Consider the following 22,599-nt stretch of genomic DNA (forward strand, 5'->3'; position numbering starts at 1 on the left):
TTGATGTCAGATCCAGTTAAAAATGTAGAGTGAGCTAGCAAATATAAATTGGTTTGCTAGGCAACAAATATGACAACTGACGCACCCTACTGACTAATCACCAATACCAATTACCAATTCCCACCTAATTAACAATTAATTAGCGGTAGCAGGAGAAGGTGCAACTTCGGCGGCGGGAGAAGGCGTAGATTCCGGTGAAGGCGACGCTTCTGGAGAAGGCGACACTTCCGGGGCGGGAGTTGGCGCAGCTTCAGGTGAGGGCGACACTTCCGGGGCGGGAGTTGGCGCAGCTTCCGGTAACGGGGACTGTTCGGGTGCGGGCTGGGGTTGGGGAGAAGGCGATTTTTCGGCTGCTGGTTTCGGTTGAGTTGAGGGAGACGGTTTGGCGGCGGGTTTTGGTGCGGGCGGCGACTGTTGGGCCCCGGGCTGCGGTTTGTTTGAGGGGGCCGGTGGCTTCTCAAACTGGGGTTTAACTTCCCTAGGCGCTAGGGAGGGCTCTGTGGGGGCTAGCGGTGACGGCTGGCCTGTTGGTCTGGGCCTGGTGGGGGCGGTGGTTGGGGCGGTGGATGGGGCGACAGGAAAGCCGCTGCAAATTTTTTCGTCGTATTTAAACGCCACAGCCACCTGGTAAAGCTTGTGGGTGCTGGCTGCTGGAAATGTCAGAGCAGGGTTAATAATCGCATTTTTAGCTACATTATCGAGAATACCGTAACCAGTGGGGACGATCGCCTGAGGCTCGGCCTTGAGCAAGCCTTGAGGGTTGACAACTGCTCCAAAAACTGCTACTCCTTCGAGTTTTTGCGAGCAAGCCGCTGCGGGATAAGCCACATCCACAGGAGTTGGGCCCGTCATTTCCAAGTCTGGGTAAGCCTTTTTGAATCTTTCAAACAAAGCAACATAGGTATTGGCAGCAGCAAGCTGCGTCTCTCTGTCGGTGGGTAAGTTTGAACCCGGTTGTCCGGGGAGTTCTAGCTGTCGTTGTCCCTGGTCAAATTGTTGTCTCCTGATTCTTTCTTCGGGAGTTTCTGCGATCAGATTCCGTTTATTCGGATCTTTTTGAGTCAATTTTGGTTCTTCCTCCAGTCCCGAATTCCTGCCGGTAATCGGGAATTGGGGGGTAAAGACTGGAGCTCCGTCTGGAAATAGCGGGAGTCCGCCCCTACTGGCGATGGTCTTTCTGAGCGTCTCTGCCTCATCTTCCGGTGGGCCGCCGGGAATCTGGGGCGCTCCTGTCACTCCTGGTGGTGGCGGTGGAATATTGCGATCGAAATTACCGGGTAACGGCCCGAAAAGCTGACCCCCGGGAGGTACTGCCGGGATGAAAACGGGTATTTTTTGGGAGGGGGTTGCAAAATTGGGGGCTGGAGCTTTGGGCGGCGGGGCTGTTGGGAACGTTGAGGGGGGGAGAGGGGCAGGAGGGAGAGGCGAAAAGAATCCAGGAGGGGGCATTCCCGGCGGCAGGGCGGGCAAGGCGATAGATTCAGGGGCGGGGGGCAGGGGCGGGGCTAAATTGGGCGAGGCGGGGAAGGGAACTGGTGCTACGAGCGAAAACGGCGTATTGGTCGGCTTCGATGGTATGGTTTGCGGCAGGCGGCCGGCTTCTGCTGGAGTTAGTTCTATCAAGCCGACGGAACCGGGCAGATTTTTTGAGGAATTTCCGCCATAGATTAAGTTTGAGATTGTTGGGGCGCTTGCTCCGAGCACTCCGTGAAGGCCGACAGAAGCTAGGGCTGCCCACCAAAAAGGCTGGCGCAGCGGTTCGGAAAGGGCGTTGGCTAGGGAGGATGAGTCAGTCATTTAAATTTTAGATTTTAGATTTTAGATTTTAGATTGGGGGATTGGTAATTTATATTGTTTTGAGTGAGTGTGAATTCGTGTTAATGAGGAGAGGTTGGGAATTCAAAGGTATAATTTTAGCACGATCGCCCTCGAAGTTGCTCGATCGACCTTGATGACAATTCATCGGCCCAAAACTCAACCAAACTCATTAAACACGATCGCCTGCCACAGATCGATCGGCGTTTCCAATTCGGTTACGCCATCACGCAACTCAAAATTCAGCAGCGCCGGCTGTGGCTGCAATCTCAAAACTCTGTTGATTCACCAGCGATAACGGTAAGTTTTAAAAGGAGCTCCCTCGATGCTCAGCAAGTCGATCGGATAAATTGGAGCACCGCTTGCCATATATTGAAACATTTCCCGAACCTCCTCGCCCCGCAGCGACAACTGGTCTAACTCTTTGATAGAATACCAACCAGCACACAAAGTATACTCGTCCGGCTTGCTCTTGGGTGGCGTCTTATCTTCAGGACGGGCAACAAAAATCACCCTGAGGCGCACATTGCCCCTAGGCATCACCGTATGCTCTACCCTGAGAATTCCCTCCACGATCACAGAAATGCCCGCTTCCTCGACGGTATTGCGCACAGCAGCATCCAGCAAAGTCTCACCTTTTTCCACTCGCCCTGCTGGGAGATACCACTGCTGATCGTACTTGCGCTCTTGTACCAGTAGAAAACGGTCTTCTAAGTGAACGACAACTAGGGTAAAATACAATGTTGGAATCGGCTCGCGAGCCATAGAAGTAGATATTCCCCAAGCAAAAAGTTTAACCAGCGACTGATGTTAGCCATCCAAAGGATACTTCGGCAAGCGTCTTTGAACTTGAAAAATAGATCGTAGCATCCCGATCGCAAAATCTCAAATCTCAGATCTCAAATCTCAAATTGATAATGCCATTACCAACCGTGATTTTGCCAGGATATTTTGCTGCTGCTTCAGACTATCGGGAATTAGAAAAATCTCTAGTCGATCGAGGTTTCCCCACACTAACAGTACCACTGGGCAAGCGAGATTGGTTGCCGACTTTCGGCGGGCGATCGATGGTGCCAATTTTGCGGCAGCTCGATCGCACGGTCAAACAAATGTTACAGCAATACGGCAGCCAACAGATCAATCTCGTCGGTCATTCCGCCGGCGGCTGGATTTCTCGAATCTATTTGGGTGAAAAGCCTTACACAATTCACGGCGACGTGCTTGAGGATGTCGGTTTGTGGAACGCTCACCCTTGCGTCCACACTCTCATCACTTTAGGCACGCCGCACGTCTCTCAAGAGCGCTGGACGCGCAAAAACTTAGATTTTGTCAAAATTCACTATCCGGGGGCTTTTCACCCGCAGGTGCGCTACGTATGCGCTGCGGGGAAAGCTGTTTTTGGCAAGCCGGGTTTAAAGACTTGGCTGGCTTATAAAAGTTACGAGTTGACTGTGGGGAAGGGCGAAAATTGGGGGGATGGAATTACGCCGGTGGAAGCTGCTCATTTGGACGGTGCGGAAAATTTGGTGTTGGAGGGTGTTTGGCATTCGCCTCGCTCTCCGGGAAAATGGTACGGTTCGCCGGAGGTTTTGCCGGCTTGGATTGGGTATTTGCGGTAGAAATAAATTACCACAGGCGGGACGCCTGTTCCACAAAGCAAGAAGCAGAAGATTTAGTTAGAATTTGTATTAGGAGCGAGTTTAATGCTCTAAAACTCGTCTCTTTGCGATGCTATGTTTGCTTAAATTTTTATCGCCAACTTTAACTATTATGATGGCAAGCCCGCGATTACTCAATTCTCTTTTAAGTGTACTTCCTTTGGAAAATGGCGATCGGCTCAGCCGCGCTGAATTCGAGCGCCGTTACAGTGCAATGCCGGAAGTAAAAAAAGCTGAATTGATTGAAGGGATAGTTTATATTGCATCACCGGTAAGATTCAGAAGTCACGGCGAACCACACGCTCATATTATAGGTTGGCTGGGGGTTTATGAGGCTGCTACGCCGGGGGTGGAACTGGGCGCAAATGCGACTGTGCGCTTGGACGCGGATAATGAACCTCAGCCGGATGCTTTGTTGAGAATTGATGCGGGAGGTCGATCGCACATCAGCGATGATGATTATGTTGAAGGTGCGCCAGAATTGATTGTGGAAATTGCCGCCAGCAGCGCTTCCTACGATTTGCACGAAAAACTTAGAGTCTACCGCCGCAATGGAGTGCAAGAATACGTAATTTGGCGGGTTTATAATTGTGAATTAGATTGGCTTCAGTTAAGGGATGGGGAATATGTGCCCATTGAACCTAATGCTGAGGGGATAATTTGTTCGGAAGTTTTTCCAGGTTTGCGGTTAGATAAGTTTGCTTTGTTGGCTGGGGATTTGGCGAGAGTATTGGAGGTTTTGCAGCAGGGATTGACTACAGCCGAACATCAAGGTTTTTTAGAGTCATTGGCAATTAGTTCTTAGTCATTGCTGGGAGGAAGCTTGAGAGTTATTCGAGATATCTATTGATTCTTTTCTCCGCAAGCCATCAACCAAAAACTCATCATTAGTCGATCGCCCTCAGCTAAAAATTTATCCCGCGAAACCAGATAGCTTTCTATTTCCGACTCGGCAATCAACCCTTGTTTGACCATTTGTAAAATTGGCCCGGAGTCGAGCAAAGGTTCAAATGCTTCAATTCCGATGATATCGCTGTGGCTGACAACGGATTCTAAATCAACGTTAACAAACCCAGCTTCTTTGAGAAGGCGGCACAGATTTCGCCCGATCGACAAATTGCCATTCCGAGATGCCATTACCTGCTTGAATTTCTCCCTGACAATCTCTACTGACAGGGGTGGACTTGTCAGCCAAAACAGATCCGCATCGCTATCAATAATCACCAGTTTACCACCCGGTTTCAAGATGCGGAATATTTCTCTGGCTGCTGCGACGGGATCGGGGAGGTGGACGAATAGCAAACGGGCGATCGCAAAATCAAAACTATTAGCAGGTAAGCCAGTCTCCGCAACCGATGCTTGGACGTGATTTACTCGATCGCCCCCTTTGTCCTGTAAATATCCTACAGCTTTTTCGTGCAATACCGGATCGATTTCTACCGCTGTTACTGAACTGTTTGGCAGCAATTCTAACAGTTTTTCACTAAAAAATCCAGGCCCGCTACCCGCTTCCAAAACATTCATCCCGTCGGCTAAACCGAACCACTTTAAAGTGCGTGCTTCTTTTCCCCAACTCAGGAGAACTTGAGCTTTGAACCGCTGGATTTCTGCCTCAAATTCTAGATTATATGTGCTAGCTTTATATGAACCTTTTGCTTGCATAGAATCATCCTTATTTTTGCTAGGATACCCGGATTATAGAGGAGACGGTTTACTTAAGAAGATAATGGCTGAGCGTGCACCAACTTAACCGAGTCATAGTCACGGAGATTGCCGCGCTAAGAGCTCGCAATGACAAAAAACGTTAAGTGAACCGTATTGGATTATAGAGGAGACGGCAGTGCCGTGTCCCTACAATGTTATTTTGGGTAGGGACACGGCACTGCCGTCTCCTAATTTCGGCTAATAATTCCGATGATGTACGGATTTTAGAACACAATCAACAGGACTGCACTAAAGTGCAATTCTCTTTGCTGACATCCACAACCACATTTGGCGGACAGATGCAGGACGAGAGACAGGTAATGGCTCTATTGTAATAAGAGGATGGATTACCTAAACTGACAATGTTGTGCGGCAACGAATTAACTATGCCCCAGATTTTACCTCAACCGGAGAAACGAACATTTTTAGTCGTGGACGATCATGCGATGGTTTTAGGCGGTACGCTTAATATTCTGAGGCATGAGTATCCAGAAGTAGAGATTGTGACAGCTTCAACTGCTCAGGAAGCTCTGGAGCAAATAGCGCAGATTACCCCGGATCTGGCGATCGTGGATTTGGTGATGCCAGAGGCGATCGGCGAAACTGCTCAGGCAAATTCAGGGCTTCAACTTCTCAAAAGGCTGATGGAACAGTATCCGAGTTTGAATATTGTAGTGCAGAGTGCTCATGTTCGCACATTGGTTTGGCTGAAACCGTCGATCGACAATCACATGGGCGGATTCACAGTTGTTGATAAGAGTCAGCCGATGAAAGACTTGCTGGCGATGGTCGATTGGGCGCTGCATGAGCGGATTTATACGCCTAGAGAAATCCGCAATGGGCTGCAACTTAAACCTGCCTGGATGGAGGTGTTGCAATTTGCTTTTCAAGAGAGTTTACAGGATATTGCGATCGCCAAACGAATGAATGTTTCTGAACGTACTGTGCAATACTACTGGACTAAGATTCGAGATGTGCTAGAAGTGTATCCCGAAGATGACAAAAATCTGCGGATTCAAACGGAAGTGCGGGCTAGGGAAGCAGGATTAATTGATTAGTGATCTCAAGTCTGGTTAATTACTTATAAATCCTGTATGGGCATCGGGCATTGGGCATTGGGCATCGGGCATCGGGCAAACAGTCGGACAAAAGTATTATGACTATTCAACCGGAAACGAGATGAAGCCCGATCGATGGCAAGCGGCAAAAACAGAGGTTACGACTTGGCGGCGCGGATCGCTTCCAGGGTTGATGGTGATTGTCGCTGTGATGATGGCTAGATTGAGCGGTGCGCTTCAGTTTTGGGAGTTGGTGACGTTCGATCAATTTTTGCGGCTGCGTCCTCCTGAGCCAATGGATGAACGGATTGTAATTGTCGGCATTACTGAGGAAGATATTCAACGGGCCAAAACTTATCCGATTCCCGATCGCGATATTGCCGATTTACTCAAACGGTTGCAGGATTACCAACCGATCGCGATCGGGCTGGATATTGTGCGCGATATTCCGGTTGAACCAGGTCATGCTGAACTAACATCGGTGTTTCGCAGCAGCAAAAATGCGATCGGAGTCGAGATTGCTTTGCGCGATCGCAGTGGCTTTACCGTGGAACCTCCGCCCGCGCTGCCATCGGAACAGGTTGGCTTTGCAGATACCATTCTGGATGCGGATGGCTACCAGCGTCGCAGTTTATTGGGCGCTCACAACCCCCAGCAGGATTACCGTTATTCGTTCACGATCCGGCTGGCAGAACGCTATTTAGCACCCCAAAAAATTAAGTTGGGCACTGGAATTCGCGATCAATACGCGATGCGCTTTGGCAGTATTGAATTGACTAGAGTGCAGCCAAACTCTGGCGGATATGTGGGGGCGGATGCCGACGGCAACCAGATTTTGCTGAATGTTCGCAGCGGGAAACATCCGTTTCGCGTGCTTTCTGTCTCGCAAATCAAATCGGGAAAGGTAAACCCGGATTGGATTCGAGGCAAGATTGTGCTGATTGGGATCATGTCTTTTAGCGCGAAGGATTTGGCAAGTTCAGGTGCGATCGCAGGTATCAATCCCGGACGGATTTACGGAGTCGAAATGCAGGCCCACGCTACCAGCCAGATTATTAGCGCGGTACTTGATGGGCGACCTTTGCTTCGGGTTTGGGCGGATGGCTGGGAAATGCTCTGGATTGGGGCCTGGGGACTCTTGGGGATGAGTTTGGGGCGGTTTCTGCGATCGCCCTGGAAAATTTTGTTAGGGCTCTTAGTCGCCAGTATTAGCCCGATCGCCATCTGTTACTGGCTCATTCTGTTGGGATGGTGGGTGCCGATCGTACCTGTGTTGCTCGTACTCGTGTTGAATGGGACTGGCTTGATGGCAGCGTTATTTTATCGCCACGAACAGGAACTCCGACTGCGGTTGGAAGAACGTCAATTTGCGATCGAGCAGACCTTTAATGCCATTCACAGCGGCCCGTTACAAACATTGGTGGGAATTTTGAGAACTGCTCAGGGAGAGGCCACACCATCGCCATTTCTACCGGAGTTGCAACGCCTGAGTCAAGAATTACGAGCCGTTTATGGCTCAGTGCAACGAGATGCGATCGCCGATGAACCGCATTTGCGGATGGGAAGTGCGATCGAATTAGCGTTACAAGCCCCGTTGCATGAATTGCTCTACAAAGTCTATTCCAACACCCTCGAACAAGAATTGCCCTACCTCAAAACGATCAAATTCAAAATAGTGCAGTTCGATCCTTTGAACACCTCGCATCTGCGGTTGGAACACAAGCGAGGACTCTGCCGCTTTCTTGAAGAAGCGCTCTGCAATGTCGGCAAACACGCGATCGAAGCCACTCGCTTAACTGTAATTTGTACTCAAGAAGGCGATCGGCAAGTGATTCGGGTAGCGGATAATGGCAGGTGGAAACTGTCTGATACAGAAGCGATTAATTCCGCTGAAACGAACTGCGACAAAGAGATAATTGAAGATATAAACCCTAAACTTCAACCTTCAGGATTAGGAACACAGTTAGCAAAGAACTTAGCCAAACAATTAGGTGGAACGTTTCGGCGCTACCCGAATCAACCGAGGGGGATAGTGTGCGAATTAACTTGGTCAGCAAAACGGCGGTGGATTTGGTAACAGTTGACAGTTGACAGTTGACAGTTGACAGCGAAGTTTTTAGGCTGGGGTTCAAATCCCCTGCCTAAAAACAATCCATCTAAAGGTGGGGACTTAAATCCCCTGTGCTTTGGTGATTGATTCCTCAGAGTTACGGAATTATTCATCTCTCCCTTCTCTTTCTCTGTGTTCTCTGCGCTCTCTGCGGTTAAATCATTCCGATCGAACAACTGTCAACTGTCAACTGTCAACTGTCAACTGTTAACTTTGCACCTTCCCGCAAACAAAGCTTGCGGGCAGTCCTCTATTATGTTTTTCTATTGCTAATTAAAGTAAAAGATAGTTACAGGGAGGATTCAGATGATCACTCACGGATTGAAGCGTCGAACCATTTACTCTGCGGTCATTACGAGTTTAATCCTGAGTGTTTCCTTCTGGATTGCTCCTGTAGCCCTGGCAGAATACACTCCCCCTAAAAAGCCTTCTGCGCCGAAAGAAACGGGGACGAATACCACTCGCGATCGCACTTGCGAAGCCAATTCATCGGCGAGATTGACTGCCTTAGTGCCGTTTAGCCATGTGGGAGAGACGATTTCTGGGCATCCGACTTTTACCTGGTTTGTACCCGATCGCACTTCTCGTCCGTTGCAATTCCGGCTGTTTACTCGCACGGGACAACTACTCTACAAAACCGACATGGAGAGTCAGCCAGGAATCATGTCCGTTGCTTTGCCGGCAAATTTGCCCCCACTGTCGATCGGGCAATCGTATAAGTGGCAAGTGGTTTTGGTCTGTGATCGGAATATTCCTTCGATGAATGTGGTGGCGACGGCAGAAATCCAAGTGGTGCAGCCTGCTGAATCGTTGCAGACTCAACTTGCAGCCGCGTCAACTCCCCAACAGCGGATCGACTTGTATGCGGAGGCTGGGCTGTGGTACGACGCGATCGCCGAAGCGCGCAAAGCCTCTGAAACTTCTCAAAACCAAACGCCCGTGCTGGAATTGCTAGATTCTCTCGCTAATTCGGAAGCTGAACCTTTGAAAGATTGGAGCGATCGATTGCGGCAAATAAGGGCGATCGAACAACAACGCCAACTCCCGCCACCCAAACCCTAAAATCCCATGCAGCCTTTCTCGCTAAAACTGCTCAAATTCAGTAATTGTAAAGTGCGATCGGGCTTCCTGTTTCCCCTCGCCTTTTGCCTTTTGTCTGTTGGCTTTTACATTCCTGTGCATTTCTCACTCCCGGTTGTTGCTCAAACTACTGATGCTCGTCAAGCAGAGGGCGATCGGCTTTTGCGGCAGGGGCTTCAACAGTATCAGACTAGCCAATTCCCCGCAGCGCTGAATTCCTGGCAACAGGCACTGCAAATTTATCGCGCCCTCAAAAACCGCCTTGGGGAAGGTTCAGCACTGGGCAATTTGGGAATCGCTTACAACCTTCTGGGCAACTATGCCAAAGCCATTGATTATGGGCAGCAGAGTTTAGCGATCGCCCGCGAAATCAAAAACCGCCTTGGGGAAGAGAGATCACTGGGCAATTTGGGAAATGCTTACGGAAATCTGGGCAACTATGCCCAAGCCATTGAGTATTCACAGCAACAGTTAGCCATCGCACGCGAAATTAAAGACCGCCTTGGAGAAGGTTCATTACTGGGCAATTTGGGAATCGCTTACATCAATCTGGGCAACTATGCCAAAGGCATTGAGTATACACAGCATAGTTTAGCCATCGCCCGCGAAATTAAAGACCGCCTTGGAGAAGGTTTATTACTGGGCAATTTGGGAGGTGCTTACGTCTATTTGGGCAACTATACCAAAGGCATTGAGTATACACAGCAGAGTTTAGCCATCGCCCGCGAAATTAAAGACCGCCTTGGGGAAGGTGGGGCGCTCAACAACCTCGGAGCGGCGTTCTTAAAGGCTGACAACCCAACAGAATCTGAAAAAATGCTGATCGATGGGATTCAAGTTTGGGAATCGATGCGTCAAATCCTCGGCTCCAACGATGCAAATAAAGTCTCCATTTTTGAAGGACAAGCTAAGACTTATCGGACTTTACAACAAGTCCGGGTGGCTCAGAATAACCCGATCGCAGCGTTAGAAATTGCCGAACGGGGACGCGCTCGTGCCTTTGTCGATCTCCTGAGTGAACGGTTATCTTCAGGTTCTACCAATCCGGTTATTAACACTTCTCCCAACCAGGATCAAATCCGACAAATCGCTAAAGCACAGAACGCCACTTTGGTGCAGTATTCGATCGTCTACGACAGCTTCCAGATTCAGGGCAAACAAGAAGGGCGTGAATCCGCGCTCTACATCTGGGTGATTCAACCCACGGGCGAAATCACGTTTCGCGAGGTAGACCTCAAACCCCTCTGGCAAAAACACAACGCCTCTCTCGCCGATCTAATTATTGGCAATCAGGAGTTTCTTGCCGTTCGCAGTCGTGGCAGTTCCCCCGCTCTTCAACCCCAACCCGATTTACCGACACTGCATCAATTGCTGATCGATCCCATTGCCAGTCTCCTCCCCAAAGACCCCAATGCCCACGTCATTTTCATTCCCCAAGGTTCGCTCTTCCAAGTGCCCTTTCCCGCCCTGCAAGATGCCAACGGCACTTACTTAATCCAAAAACACACGATTCTCACCGCCCCCTCGATTCAAGTTCTGGCATTAACCCGACAACAGAAGTTAGCACAGAAGCCAGTCAACAGCAGTAACGCTCTAGTATTGGGCAATCCCACGATGCCGAGTGTGTCTCCCTCTCCTGGAGAACCCAAACGGCAATTGTCTCCTCTACCTGGAGCCGAAGCCGAAGCTAGAGCGATCGCCCCTCTGCTCAAAACCCAAGCGATTACAGGCGCACAAGGTACAAAAGCTGCGATCGTCCAAAAAATGCCCCAAGCATCAATTATTCACCTAGCAACCCACGGATTGCTGGATGATGTGCGCGGATTGGGAAGTGCGATCGCCCTTGCTCCCTCTGGTAGCGATGACGGCTTGTTGACCGCAGAAGAGATTTTTGACATGAAACTGCAAGCAAGTTTAGTTGTTTTGAGTGCCTGCAACACTGGAGAAGGCAGAATTACCGGGGATGGCGTGATTGGTTTATCACGGGCTTTAATTTCGGCAGGAGTGCCGAGTGTGATTGTTTCTTTATGGGCAGTTCCCGATGCTCCGACATCCGAATTAATGAAGGCATTTTATCAAAACCTTCAGAACAACCCGAATAAGGCGCAGGCTTTGCGGCAGGCAATGTTGACCACAATGAAAACTCATTCTAATCCGCGAGATTGGGCAGCGTTCACGTTGATTGGGGAGGCCGAGTAAGTTTTGATGAATAGTGCGATCGGCTCAATATTTTATCTTAAATTATATCAATTCCGGTTGTACCGGAATGATAGAGGAGACGGCACTGCCGTCTCCCTACCCAAAATAACATTGTAGGGAAACGGCACTGCCGTCTCCTAATTTCGGCCACTTTGCACTTTCCCGCAATCTATTTTGCACCTGATACCTCATCAAGTTTGTGGGTAGAACGAATGATTTTCCCATCTGGGTTGCTTAAGATTTAAGTCAAGTATTAAGAGAATTTTTTTTATGACTTTACAACCAGATCCGTCAGAATCTCGACAACTAATTGGCGACAATACATCCGAATCAGCTACAAACATTCTAGATAACCTGGTACAGGAAAAGAGAGGCAAACCATTGAACGGCTTACAGCGAGCAATTATTCAAGGAGTGTTAGATGGTTTTACATACGAAGAAATCAAGCATAATTATGCGATCGCGCGGAACTATGAAATATGCTACTTAGGGCGATACGTTGCTTATCATTTGTGGAAATTGCTGACAGAGGTATTGAAAGATGCAGGAATTATCGATCCGGACGAAAGAGTCCGCAAAAAAAATTTGTGGGAGTCCGCGATGAGAGTGGCACAGCAAAGCGTGCAGTCGGAATCTGTACAAAAAAGCCAACTCCCCGTACCGCCAGATCCGATGCTGGACAGAAAAATGCGAATGCCTTACCAAATTACCGAACATTTGGTAAGTACCGAGCTTAGCGATACTTATCTTGCGGAAGATGAAGGTGTACGCGATCGCCCTTTATGTGCCAATACGGTTCATTTAGCACTCTCTGACGAATTTCATCTCACTAATTTATGGGAATACAGACTTGTGAAAGGAAGTGAGATTGTTCTGATCTGAACAGTATTGCTTTATGTGCAGTCAAACGTTTGAAAAGTCAGTCTATCGAACACAACCAAGTTGTTCGAGCGGGAAGCGCGAGTATTGCGCAAATTGGGCAAGCACGATCGCATACCGGAACTGTTAACTCTTAATTGAACCGTATTGAGTTATATTATTCAGTCATCTTTGAGAGGACTTGCGCTATGAGACAGGGAATTAATTCCCTGGCGGAGTGTGGAATGAATCTTTGTTCGCGATCGCGTCTCAATCTCAAAACTGATGGGAGTGAACCATCTACTCTACATATTCACCTACTTTGCACTTTCCCGCAATCTATTTTGCACCTGATATTCGATCGACTCTGTGGGTAGAACGAATAACTTTTACCTCTGGACGGCTTAAGATTTAACTAAAGAACAAATCTAAATATCTGAGGTTTTAAATTATGTTAGACATCAACACAAATCTTAACGATCGCCCTTATTTCAGCCAACAGCAAAACCCGATCGCCCGATCGACTTTTCCGGTTAACAGCGACTTGCTCAACGGAGCGATCGCTCCATTTAATGCTTCTAGTTACAGTCCTGAATCTAGCTTGACTAATCTCACAGCATCCAGCATCGACCAACAGACACAGATCGCAGATTTTATTGTAGGTGATGCAGGCGATATCTTCAGTTTCTCTGCGGGCGATCGAGTTACTGGCGATATCGGCGATACTCAACTCAAGCCGCAGTCACAGTCAACCAGTGCAAACGCAGATCCGCTAACAGGAACAGTGTCTGCTTCTCAGTTGAATTTCGCCGATCCAGGTAACTCTCTTTCGACAGCTCGTAATGTGTTTGGCGTTGAGAATGGTAGCATCAACTTAACTGATTTCGTGGGTCTAGGCGATGCTAGCGATTTCTACCGATTCGATATCAACACTAAGAGCAATTTTAACCTGCGTCTAGACGGTTTGAGAGCGGATGCTGACGTAAAGCTAATTCAAGATAGAAACCGCAACGGTGTAGTTGATTCTGGTGAAGTTATTCGCTACTCTCTTAATATTGGCACTATCCCCGATGTAATTAATGTATCCAATTTGGCTCCAGGGACATACTATGTCCAAGTCTCTAGCTTCTTAAACAACTCTACTAATTACAACCTGAATCTTTCTGCAACCTCTATTCCTGTAACGCCCGATATTCCAACACCATTAGGTCCTTTTAATACTGACTACGGCTACGGTTTGGTGAATGCAAATGCAGCAGTTTCCAGCACGTTAAACCGCTCAAGTCTTTTCCCTGCTCTTCCCGATCTGGGCGGGAATAATTCGGCACTAGATGTCATAAATGCGCCGGAAGTTTGGAATCAGAACATTACAGGAAATGGCATTGTTGTAGCTGTCGTGGATAGCGGTGTTGACTACACCCATCCTGACTTGGATGGCAATATTTGGCGGAACCCTGGTGAAATTGCCGGAAATGGCATCGATGACGATCGCAACGGATATATTGATGATATTCGTGGTTGGGATTTTGTGTCGGGCGACAACAACCCAATGGATATGAGTTTCGAGGGTCACGGGACTCACATAGCAGGTGCGATCGCTGCGGAACGAAATAATTTTGGCATCACAGGAGTTGCCTACAATGCAAAGATTATGCCTGTCAGAGTGTTGCCCGCCTTTGGTGGTGGCCAGACGAATAATGTTGCTAATGGAATTCGTTATGCTGCTGATAATGGAGCAGATGTAATTAACCTCAGCTTGGGAAATGATTTTTTCCCTTCCAACGTGATAAATGAGGCAATTCAGTATGCAAATAACAAAGGCTCTGTTGTGGTTATGGCAGCCGGAAATTCCGGTGATATCCAACCAGCTTATCCAGCTCGTAATGCCGATCGCTTGGGAATTGCAGTGGGCAGCATTGATGAAAGAGGCAGAATGGATGACGACTCTAACCGTGCGGGTTCGAGACCTTTAGATTACGTAGTTGCTCCGGGAGTAGACATCTATTCTACAACTCCCTATGACAGCTACGAAACCTACAGCGGTACATCTATGTCAACAGCACAAGTATCTGGTGTAGCGGCTTTAGTTTTGAGTGCAAATCCGAATTTAACTCCGGCTCAAGTTGAGTACATTTTGATGACAACAGCTAATCGGAATGGGTTGACAGGATAGCATTGCAAATCCGCACTTAAGTCCTGCGGACATTAATCGAGCATTAGGGCAGACGGCTCTGGATATGGACGAGCTAAACACGCCAGGTTTTGATGTTGGATTTGACTATGCCACTGGATATGGTTTGATTCAAGCCGATCGCCCGATCGCTAAAATTCTTGTCTAATTCAGATTAGAGTCCCCATCCCTGCTGCGAGATCGGGGAGACAGAGTAAGCTTCTATGAAGGTCGATCGCCTGTGGCAGATTGAGACGATCGCACGAAGGCAGAAAGGGCGATCGGGCTAAGTGTCTAAATTCCAACTCTAGAATCCTATGCTGTATTCCCCATTTAAGCGACTCAAATCAACCCACTCTAGGCTCACTTCTGTTTTCCTAACTTCCATTTCTCTGTTCCTGCTTGCCACTATCCCGCTATTAATTACTCCTGACTCTCTCTTCCCAGCGATCGCTCAAACTACGGATGCTCGTCAAGCAGAGGGCGATCGACTAATGCAGCAGGGGCTTCAACAGTATGATACTAGCCAATTCCCAGCAGCGATAAATTCCTGGCAACAGGCACTGGAAATTTATCGCGCTGTCAAAAACCGCCAAGGGGAATGTACGGCACTGGGCATTTTGGGACTCACTTACAACTCTCTGGGCAACTATGCCAAAGCCATTGAGTATTTAAAGCAGAGTTTAGACATCGCCCACGAACTTAAAAACCGCCAATTGGAGGGTGCTGCACTGGGCGCTTTGGGAGATGCTTACAACTCTCTGGGCGACTATGCCAAAGCGATTGAGTATTCACAGCAACGTTTAGCCATCACCCGCGAAATTAAAGACCGCCAAGGAGAGGGTGCGGTACTGGGGAATTTGGGAATCGCTTACAACTCTCTGGGCAACTATGCCAAAGCGATTGAGTATTCACATCAGAGTTTAGCCATCGCCCGCGAACTTAAAGACCGCCTTGGGGAAGGTACGGCACTGGGCAATTTGGGAGGTGCTTACTACTCTCTGGGCAACTATGCCAAAGCCATTGAGTATTTACAGCAAAGTTTAGGCATCGCCCGCGAAATTAAAAACCGCGAGAGGGAGCGTGTAGCACTAAGTAATTTGGGACTCGTTTACCTCAAGCTGGGCGACTATGCCAAAGCCATTGAGTATCTACAGCAAGATTTAGCGATCGCCCGCGAAATTAAAGACCGCTACGGGGAAGGTAAGGCACTGGGCAATTTGGGACTCGTTTACCTCAAGCTGGGCGACTATGCCAAAGCCATTGAGTATCTACAGCGAGATTTAGCCATCGCCCGCGAAATTAAAAACCGCTACGGGGAAGGTAAGGCACTGGGTAATTTGGGAAGTGCTTACCGCTCTCTGAACAACTATGCCGAAGCCATTGAGTATTCACAGCAGAGTTTAGCGATCGCCCGCGAAATTAAAGACCGCGAAGGGGAAGGGAATGCACTGGGCAATTTGGGAGTCGTTTACATCGATCTGGGCAACCATGCCAAAGCCATTGAGTATTCACAGCAGAGTTTAGCGATCACCCGCGAAATTAAAGACCGCGAAGGGGAAGGTAATGCACTGGGCTATTTGGGAGCCACTTACATCTATCTGGGCAACTATGCCAAAGCGATTGAGTATTCACAGCAGAGTTTAGCCATCGCCCGCGAAATTAAAAACCGCGACGGGGAAGGTAATGCACTGGTTCTTTTGGGAGCCACTTACCTCAAGCTGGGGGACTATGCCGAAGCCATTGAGTATTCACAGCAGAGTTTAGCCATCGCCCGCGAAATTAAAAACCGCGACGGGGAAGGTAATGCACTGGGCGCTTTAGGAATCGCTTACCTCAATCTGGGGAACTATTCCAAAGCGATTGAGTATATCCAGCAACAGTTAGCCATCGCCCGCGAAATTAAAAACCCCGAGGGGGAAGGTACGGCGCTCAACAACCTCGGAGCATCATTTTTAAAGGCTGGCAATCTAACAGAAGCTGAGAAAATGCTCGTCAATGCCATCCAAGTTTGGGAATCGATGCGTCAACTGCTCGGCTCCAACGATGCGAATAAAGTTTCCATCTTTGAAGAACAAGCTCGCACCTATGTGACTTTACAACAAGTCCGGGTGGCTCAGAATAACCCGATCGCAGCCTTAGAAATTGCCGAGCGGGGACGCGCTCGTGCCTTTGTCGATCTACTCACACAGCGCTTATCCTCTGGTGATGCCAGTTCGGTCATCGCCACTGCTCCCAACCAGGATCAAATCCGCCAAATAGCGAAAGCACAGAACGCCACTTTGGTGCAGTATTCAATCATTTACGACGACTTTCAGATTCAGGGCAAACAAATTGTAGCGCGTGAATCCGCGATTTACATTTGGGTAATTCAACCGACAGGCGAAATTACCTTCCGCGAGGTAGACCTCAAACCCCTCTGGCAAAAACACAAAGCCTCCCTAACCAACTTAATTATTGGCAATCAAGAATTCCTGGCTGTTCGCAGTCGCAGCAGTCTTGGCTCCACCCAACCCCAACCAGACTTACCGACACTGCATCAACTGCTGATCGATCCCATTGCCAGCCTTCTGCCCAAAGATCCAAATGCCCATGTCATTTTCATTCCCCAAAAATCGCTCTTTCAAGTTCCCTTCCCCGCCCTTCAAGACGCCAACGGCACTTACTTAATCCAAAAACACACCATTCTCACCTCCCCCTCGATTCAAGTTCTGGCATTAACTCGACAACAGAAGTTAGCACAGAAGCAATCTCGCACGGGTAACGCCCTAGTATTGGGCAATCCCACCATGCCGAGTGTGTCTCCCTCTCCAGGAGAACCCAAACGGCAATTGTCTCCTCTACCTGGAGCCGAAGCGGAAGCTAGAGCGATCGCGCCTCTGCTCAAAACCCAAGCGATTACAGGCGCACAAGGTACAAAAGCTGCGATCGTCCAAAAAATGCCCCAAGCATCAATTATTCACCTAGCAACCCACGGATTGCTGGATGATGTGCGCGGATTGGGAAGTGCGATCGCTCTTGCTCCTTCTGGCACCGATGATGGCTTATTGACCGCAGAAGAGATTTTTGACATGAAACTGCAAGCAAGCTTAGTCGTTTTGAGTGCTTGCAACACTGGAGAAGGCAGAATTACTGGGGATGGAGTGATTGGTTTGTCGCGGGCTTTAATTTCGGCAGGAGTGCCGAGTGTGATTGTTTCTTTATGGTCAGTTCCCGATGCACCGACATCGGAATTGATGAAAGCATTTTATCAAAACTTACAAAATAATCCCGATAAAGCCCAGGCATTGCGGCAGGCAATGTTAACCACGATGAAAACTCATCAAGAGCCGCGAAATTGGGCGGCGTTTACGTTAATTGGGGAGGCAGAGTAAGCACCCGAATGATAGAGGAGACGGCAGTGCCGTCTCCCTACAATTGCTCGTGGTAGGGACACGGCACTGCCGTCTCCTCTATATCATTTCGGCACAGCCGGAATTGATATTATATCTGCGTTCTTTGCATCCTAGAAAAGTTAAATAATTCCGATTAAAGCCTAACGTGAAACTGGCGGCTGCAAAACTTCTGCTTCCTTCTCAATTATAGCCACTTCCAAAATCTCCTCTAAAACCGGATCGGGAATCGGCACTTCTTCAACTACCGAATGCTTTTCCAAAGTCAAGCGAGACTGAAACGAACCCGACAATCTTTTCAACAATTTCGGTGTAGGATCGTAAAGTAAATAGATAATGCGATCGCCCGCTTGCCAAATCTCAGTCGCCGACACTACTTGTAAATATCCCTGTCTTTCTAGCAACAGCGGCGCCAACTCCCCAGCCTGAACCAAAGCTTGCAAGTGAGCGATTTGAAATTGCAATCCCTCAATGTTTAACTCGGTTTCGCCCAATTTAACTTCGCCGTCAGTCAAATATTCGTTCCAATCCTTCAGCGACAAATCGGAGACAAAAGCTTGATTAATTTTACTATTATTTACAGGCGCATTTGCTTGCGGATCTTTGGGGAATATTGCCAAAACCCTCGGCGGCGAAAACTCTTCGGCTGCTCGTTGAGCTAACACTAAGTTTACCTCACCGTTGTTAGTCATTGCCAAAAAAGTTCCCATCGAATCGAGTCCGGCTTCTTCTAACACGCTGTGATCCAGAGCACTGCTCAAAAACACCCGCAAACCATCCTTTTCTGCTTGTTCGCAAGCTTCCGGGTTGGTGTCGATAATTGCCACAGATTCGCCCTGTTCTTGAAACAGGCGAGCAATTAATCTACTCAAAGGATTTGAACCGACAATCACAGCACCGGTTGCCGATTTTGAGGTGACTCCTAATAATTGAGCCATTCGTCCGGCCGTCAGCCCTTGCACGAAAACTGTCATAATAATTGTCAGGAAAACTAAGGCTTTAATCGAGTCGCCCCCGTTGATTCCCCGCTGGGTGAGCAAAATTGCAAATAAAGATGCGATCGACGCTGAGACAATTCCCCTCGGCGCTACCCAGCAAACAAACAATTTCTGCCGCCAATTCAGTCCGCTATTCCAAGTACACAGCCAAACATTGATCGGCCGCACTACCCACATTAAAGCTAAAACTGTAAACAAACTTCCCCAACCGAGGGCGACCACACTAGCGAGGGATAAATCGGCTGCCAGCAGCACGAATAGCACGGATATAGCAAGGACTGTGAGTTGACCTTTAAACCTCCTCAGCAGCCTTTCTTCTGGCACAGAAGCGGCTCTGAGAACGATGCCGGAGAGAACTGTTGCCATTAGTCCTGATTCGCTGCGGAGTTCTTCTGCTAAGCCGAACAATCCCCACAAACCTGCTAATACTACTAAGTTTTTGAGGTCTTCTGAGAGAAAGTTCGATCGCTTGAGAATGAATCCCAGCAGCCAACCTCCGGCAACTCCGACGACTGCGCCAACCAATAGCCGCACGATTAAATCTCGGAACACAACCAGCAAGTCAGCATTGCCGTTTAAAATAATATTCAGTACCAATACCGCCAGAATTGCCCCGACGGGATCGATTAAAACGCCTTCTGCTTCTAGCAAGGCGGCGACTTGTTTGTCAACGGATACTTGTTTGAGCAAAGGGCCGATGACTGTGGGGCCTGTGACGACTACTAGGGAAGCATACAGAAATGCGATCGGCCAGGGAAATTCCCCCAACCAGTGTGCGGCCATTCCGCCGCCAATTAGGGTAATTAAAGTGCCGAAAGTCACTAAATTGCGGATACTGCCGGAAACTTTGCCCAAGTCTCGCAATTCCAAATTCAGGCCGCCTTCAAATAAAATTAAGGCTACTGAAAGAGATACCATAACTTCTAAACCGCTGCCCAACAGATTGGGGTGCAGTATTCCCAAGCAATCCGGGCCTGCTAAAATGCCGAACAGCAGCAAAAATACGATCGCCGGAACTTTCAGATAAGCGGCCAGAACTTGAGCGCTGATACCACAGGTGACGGTCATGACCATCAACAGGGTGATGTTAAAGGGGATTTCCATAGATACAATTGTTACAGGCTACCCGCTTAGTTTTAAAAGTGCGATCGCGGGTGACTTGAGTACAGGCGCTATATTTGGCGATCGTACAAACTCGGCACGGCCCGGGCTTTTTGCTAATAAAATTAAAAAACGTTGATATTGGCTATAACTTTATCAGATAATTCTCTTAGCGTCAAAGATGGGAGCAAGTGCCGAGATTGTCTGCTATGTTCGAGGGGGAGAAGGGGAGAGGATTTGACGAGTGGGGAAACGATAAAAATCTCGAATCTCAAATCATTTGGCATTCTGCCACCTGCGACGAAAATCCGATAAAATTGCCGGCGAAATTTGCCCTTCGAGCCAATCTAAAGCCTGGTTTTGACTAGGTACAGCCCGATAAAATTTGCAAGCATCTATCAGCCGAATCGGAGAATTTGCAGGATTAGATTGAGCGCGCCACTTTTGAGCAAACTCGGCAATTACAGCCGGAGAAATTTGTTTTTGCAGCCAATCTAAAGCTTGGTCTTGTTCTGCCAAACCGCGATAAAATTTACCGGCATCTATCAATCGTAAATTAATGTCTGGAGGTACGGCAGTTGTCCGCCACTTTTGAGCAAACTCACCTAAAACAGAGGTAGAAATTTGACTCTGCAACCAAATCAAGGCAGTATCTTGGTTGGCGCTAGCTTGATAAGAGGAGAATATTGCCGTCAGCCGTGCGGCTGATGCGGGAGTGGGTGTCGGAATTGGTGTCGGAATTGGTGTCGGAATTGGGGCGGGTGTCGGCGCTGGAGGGGGGACAATTACTTTGGGAGATTTTCGCATCAAAGCGGCCCAAGTTTTGATGCCTGCCATGCCGTCTGGATTCAGACCTTGAGATTTCTGAAACGAGATCAGCGCCGCGGTGGTGGTGGCTCCAAATTTAGCATCCATCGCGCCTTGATAGAAACCTTTACTTCTTAATTGCTTCTGGATATCTGCAACTTTATAACTTTGGGCGCCTTCTCGGACGCTTTCAAAAATATTGGCATCTACATTGCCCGAGACGCCGGACACATTGCTACTGTCACTGTACTGCCAAAAAGTCCAAGTCTTCCAGCCGCCCGGTACCCAAGGTTGGTCAGCACTGGTATAGTGAGCAATCCACAGCGGGTAATCGGCCAACCGCTGCGTGCCGAGGTTGTCCCAGAATCCGGGGTAGGTGTAGATAATCGGTCGCATTAAGGTGGCTTTTTCCACTGCTTCGAGCCAAATTGTGGCGCGATCGCACAATTCGTCCGCACTCAAACCGCCTGTGGTTTCCAAATCCAAGACTGCCGGCAAATCCCCCGCTGCGAGTTTGACAGTTTTCAGGAACAAATCTATTTGCCCTTGAATGCTGCTTGTCGGTCGAAAAAAGTGGTAAGCACCGCGTTGAATCCCCGCCGCTTTGATTGCCGACCAATTCTTGGCGAAAGTTTGGGAAACTATGGTTGCACCTTCTGTCGATTTGACAAATGCGAAGAGAATGCCTCCTTTGGCGACGGCTTGCCAATTGACCGAAGGCTGGTAGTCGGAAACATCTATACCGCGAATGCTCATATAGCAGTTGACAGTTGACAGTGGACAGTTGACAGTTGCATGACCCGAATCAAACCATTGATGCAGTACGGGTATCGGCTCTATTCATCAAGTTATTTATGTCCTCACCGATGTGGCGAATGCTCATATTACGGAGAATAGAGAAAAGCTGAGGACTGTCTGGATTGGCAACTAGACTTAGAATACATTAAATTGTAATCTTCAGCCGCTGATTGTTTTTTTGAGGGGAGATTTTGCAAGTGAACTGCGATCGCATAGAGCCCGGCCCTGGTCAAGAGTCTGTTTGGGATTATCCGCGTCCCCCTCGCCTTGAGGAATCGAACAAACACGTACAGATAATTTTTAATGGAGTGACGATCGCCGACACGCGCCGCCCTCAGCGGGTACTGGAAACAAGTCACCCTCCTGTTTACTATATCTCCCCCGAGGACATCCAAATGCAATATTTGCACAAAACTTCACGGGGCTCCTGGTGCGAGTGGAAGGGACAAGCTGGTTATTACACTGTGACGGTGGGAGAAAAGGAAGTAGTAAATGCTGCTTGGTTTTATCCGAATCCCAATCAAGTTTTTGCAGCTATCAAAGATTACGTGGCTTTTTATCCGAGCCTGATGGATGCTTGTCATGTGGACGGGGAATTAGTGCAATGTCAACCAGGGGATTTTTACGGAGGTTGGATTACCAAAGATATTGTCGGCCCGTTTAAGGGAGGATTCGGAACTTGGGGCTGGTGAGGGAATTGTGAGATTCGTTTGTTACTCGCAACGCTTCGCAGTTTTGGGTTTTGAGTTGAGGACTGGTGCAGAAACCGTATTTGTTTTAGGCACAACTTTGTTACGACCTCTACTCGGTTGAACAACCCGGTTTATTGAGGCAAGTCTGCGCTGTGAATG

General features: G+C 48.5%; 16 protein-coding genes. 11 read left to right on the forward strand and 5 right to left on the reverse strand.

The window, feature by feature from the left end; genetic code table 11:
• Positions 1 to 135: 135 nt before the first annotated feature.
• A complete protein-coding gene (locus QUB68_RS19865; RefSeq protein ID WP_332995675.1) occupies positions 136 to 1,797 on the reverse strand; it encodes a hypothetical protein in 1,662 nt (553 codons plus the stop codon).
• A gap of 94 nt (positions 1,798 to 1,891) precedes the next feature.
• On the opposite strand from QUB68_RS19865, the gene QUB68_RS19870 reads away from it, so the two are divergent.
• On the forward strand, positions 1,892 to 2,113 hold the full coding sequence (locus QUB68_RS19870) for a hypothetical protein (protein WP_332995677.1): 222 nt from the start codon (positions 1,892 to 1,894) through the stop codon (positions 2,111 to 2,113).
• Here the strand turns inward: QUB68_RS19870 and QUB68_RS19875 are convergent.
• A complete protein-coding gene (locus QUB68_RS19875; RefSeq protein WP_332995679.1) occupies positions 2,101 to 2,580 on the reverse strand; it encodes an NUDIX domain-containing protein in 480 nt (159 codons plus the stop codon). The two genes, QUB68_RS19870 and QUB68_RS19875, sit on opposite strands and share 13 nt — an antisense overlap.
• A 152-nt stretch (positions 2,581 to 2,732) precedes the next feature.
• On the opposite strand from QUB68_RS19875, the gene QUB68_RS19880 reads away from it, so the two are divergent.
• Positions 2,733 to 3,434 (forward strand): lipase family alpha/beta hydrolase, encoded by a 702-nt coding sequence (locus tag QUB68_RS19880; RefSeq protein WP_332995681.1) that lies wholly within the window; start codon positions 2,733 to 2,735, stop codon positions 3,432 to 3,434.
• Between the two features lie 154 nt (positions 3,435 to 3,588).
• On the forward strand, positions 3,589 to 4,278 hold the full coding sequence (locus tag QUB68_RS19885; RefSeq protein ID WP_442923107.1) for a Uma2 family endonuclease: 690 nt from the start codon (positions 3,589 to 3,591) through the stop codon (positions 4,276 to 4,278).
• Between the two features lie 38 nt (positions 4,279 to 4,316).
• Here QUB68_RS19885 and QUB68_RS19890 read toward each other — a convergent pair whose 3' ends face one another.
• The gene (locus tag QUB68_RS19890; RefSeq protein ID WP_332995685.1) at positions 4,317 to 5,135 is read right to left on the reverse strand and encodes a class I SAM-dependent methyltransferase; all 819 of its coding nucleotides are present in this window, start codon (positions 5,133 to 5,135) and stop codon (positions 4,317 to 4,319) included.
• 428 nt (positions 5,136 to 5,563) lie between these two features.
• On the opposite strand from QUB68_RS19890, the gene QUB68_RS19895 reads away from it, so the two are divergent.
• The 7 genes from QUB68_RS19895 to QUB68_RS19925 all read left to right on the forward strand — a co-directional run bounded on the left by QUB68_RS19895 (position 5,564) and on the right by QUB68_RS19925 (position 18,026).
• On the forward strand, positions 5,564 to 6,235 hold the full coding sequence (locus QUB68_RS19895; protein ID WP_332995687.1) for a response regulator transcription factor: 672 nt from the start codon (positions 5,564 to 5,566) through the stop codon (positions 6,233 to 6,235).
• Positions 6,236 to 6,356: 121 nt separating this feature from the next.
• Complete coding sequence (locus QUB68_RS19900) at positions 6,357 to 8,312, forward strand: sensor histidine kinase (protein ID WP_332995688.1); 1,956 nt, start codon at positions 6,357 to 6,359, stop codon at positions 8,310 to 8,312.
• Between the two features lie 339 nt (positions 8,313 to 8,651).
• Positions 8,652 to 9,407 carry a DUF928 domain-containing protein gene (locus QUB68_RS19905; protein WP_332995690.1) on the forward strand — a complete coding sequence of 252 codons (756 nt, stop codon included), beginning with the start codon at positions 8,652 to 8,654 and terminating at the stop codon, positions 9,405 to 9,407.
• Between the two features lie 6 nt (positions 9,408 to 9,413).
• Positions 9,414 to 11,624, forward strand: coding sequence for a CHAT domain-containing protein (locus tag QUB68_RS19910; protein WP_332995693.1), 2,211 nt, complete (start codon positions 9,414 to 9,416; stop codon positions 11,622 to 11,624).
• 270 nt (positions 11,625 to 11,894) lie between these two features.
• On the forward strand, positions 11,895 to 12,506 hold the full coding sequence (locus tag QUB68_RS19915) for a hypothetical protein (protein ID WP_332995695.1): 612 nt from the start codon (positions 11,895 to 11,897) through the stop codon (positions 12,504 to 12,506).
• 427 nt (positions 12,507 to 12,933) lie between these two features.
• On the forward strand, positions 12,934 to 14,655 hold the full coding sequence (locus QUB68_RS19920; protein WP_332995697.1) for a S8 family serine peptidase: 1,722 nt from the start codon (positions 12,934 to 12,936) through the stop codon (positions 14,653 to 14,655).
• Positions 14,656 to 14,969: 314 nt separating this feature from the next.
• Positions 14,970 to 18,026: a CHAT domain-containing tetratricopeptide repeat protein gene (locus QUB68_RS19925; protein WP_332995699.1), complete on the forward strand. Its 3,057-nt coding sequence runs from the start codon at positions 14,970 to 14,972 to the stop codon at positions 18,024 to 18,026.
• A 161-nt stretch (positions 18,027 to 18,187) separates the two neighbouring features.
• Here the strand turns inward: QUB68_RS19925 and QUB68_RS19930 are convergent, their stop codons facing one another.
• Entirely contained in the window at positions 18,188 to 20,146 is a 1,959-nt protein-coding gene (locus QUB68_RS19930) for a cation:proton antiporter (protein WP_332995701.1), read from the reverse strand.
• A 273-nt stretch (positions 20,147 to 20,419) separates the two neighbouring features.
• Positions 20,420 to 21,706, reverse strand: a complete 1,287-nt coding sequence (locus QUB68_RS19935; protein WP_332995703.1) for a GH25 family lysozyme — start codon at positions 21,704 to 21,706, stop codon at positions 20,420 to 20,422.
• Between the two features lie 239 nt (positions 21,707 to 21,945).
• On the opposite strand from QUB68_RS19935, the gene QUB68_RS19940 reads away from it, so the two are divergent.
• Entirely contained in the window at positions 21,946 to 22,440 is a 495-nt protein-coding gene (locus QUB68_RS19940; protein ID WP_332995705.1) for a DUF427 domain-containing protein, read from the forward strand.
• Positions 22,441 to 22,599 lie beyond the last annotated feature (159 nt).

Origin of the sequence: Microcoleus sp. A006_D1 (genome assembly GCF_036702805.1) — a bacterium.
Taxonomy (GTDB): domain Bacteria; phylum Cyanobacteriota; class Cyanobacteriia; order Cyanobacteriales; family Microcoleaceae; genus Microcoleus.